At 42.7% G+C, this 375-nt stretch carries 1 protein-coding gene; it reads left to right on the top strand.

The annotated features are described in order from the left end of the window. Positions 1 to 40: 40 nt before the first annotated feature. Positions 41 to 375: IS110 family transposase (locus tag ACZ2XM_RS15455; protein WP_490587853.1), on the top strand; the 335-nt coding region annotated here is incomplete at its 3' end.

Genomic DNA, 375 nt, shown 5'->3' on the forward strand with positions numbered 1-375 from the left:
TGCAATGAGTGACACTGAATGAACAAGGGAAGACGACAAGATGACTCACTATGTTGGAATCGATGTTAGTAAAGCTAAACTTGATGTGGCTTGGTTAAAAGACACCGACAAGATTAAAGTTAAAACCAAAGTCTTTGCTAATGAAGCCGCTGACTTCAATAAGTTAATCGATTGGCTAAAAGCCAATATCAATCCAGACTTAACCGATATTCACGTGACCCTAGAGGCCACTGGCATCTACCATGAGAACGTCGCCTATTACCTGCATGAGCAGGGCTTAAACGTTAGTATCGTTAATCCTGCCTTCGTCAGAAGCTACGCCGATAGTCTTGGCAGCCGTCATAAGACGGATAAGAAAGACAGTATTCTATTGGC

The sequence above is a fragment of the Psychrobacter sp. CoH-33_TS_01 genome, assembly GCF_058189395.1.